This is a genomic window from Paraburkholderia sp. LEh10 (assembly GCF_017814945.1).
Lineage (GTDB): Bacteria > Pseudomonadota > Gammaproteobacteria > Burkholderiales > Burkholderiaceae > Paraburkholderia.
In genome coordinates, this window is record NZ_JAGIPX010000219.1 from 1 (window position 1) to 993 (window position 993).

Annotated in this window: 1 protein-coding gene; it reads right to left on the reverse strand. The window is 61.2% G+C overall.

The features are described from left to right. On the reverse strand, positions 1-993 hold a 993-nt coding region (locus J8I87_RS44035), incomplete at both ends, for an alginate export family protein (RefSeq protein WP_209938915.1).

Here is a 993-nt window from a genome sequence, read left to right on the forward strand (position 1 = left end):
TCCACGCCGGCGTAATCGGCGTTGTGCCCGCCCGCTTGACGTATCGTGTTGCCTACCTGGAAATGCACGGCTTCCATCGATCCAATCAGGTTGGCGGCTATCGTCCAGTCAGCGCGCAACTGCACATACATGCCCGTCCACAAGCTGCCCTTGCCCGCAGTGCCAGGCACGATCTGACTTGGCTGCTGATACACGGCGTCGCCCGTCGTCTCGCGCCACTGGAATCCGAGCGCGCCGAGTAGCGCGAGATTGGCGGCCGGTTTGAGCGTGATGGACGGCTTTATGTGAATGAGGTTCGAATATCCCGTGTAGCCGGCCAGCGTGAAGTAATATCCATTCGGGAACAGCGGATTGAACGTTTGGACCCGGCCGTCGTGCAGATGGCGATCGCCCGAAGCCGCATCGAACTGCAGCCCGATACGGGGCGACCACGGCACGTCAAGCTTGTAGCCGGCGATCGAGCCTATTGCCCACGCACCGATCGTACTGCTGCCGACCGTTCCTGTTTGCAGCATGCCTTCGATATCCCAGTCAAAACGGCCCTGCGTGCCGGTATATCGCAGATCCCAGACGTCGCGCCGCTCGACGCCACTTGCGTCCAGATACCGCGCGTTGCTCCGGTTATAGCGCGACCAGTAACCGGACAAATCGCCCGGCCCCACCGACTGACGCTCGAAGCGCACGCCGCTGAACGTGAGATCGCGGTTCGACACGTCGTCGAACACCGTGGCGTCGCGATACTGCACCGGCTGCGTCGCGTAACCAATGAAGCGCCACTTCTGATATTCGTAGTCGGCCCACACAGCGTCGAATGCCTGGCGCACATTCGGACCATCGCGCACCGAAATGAAACGCTGCAGGTCGAACGCCATTTCCTGCCGGCCGACGCGGAACTTGAAAGTGCCGCCGCCCAGTGCACCCGTGTAGGTCACGAATGCCTGCTCGATATCCAGCGGATTCTTGTCCACTGGCGTGACAACGTTCTTGCCAAAC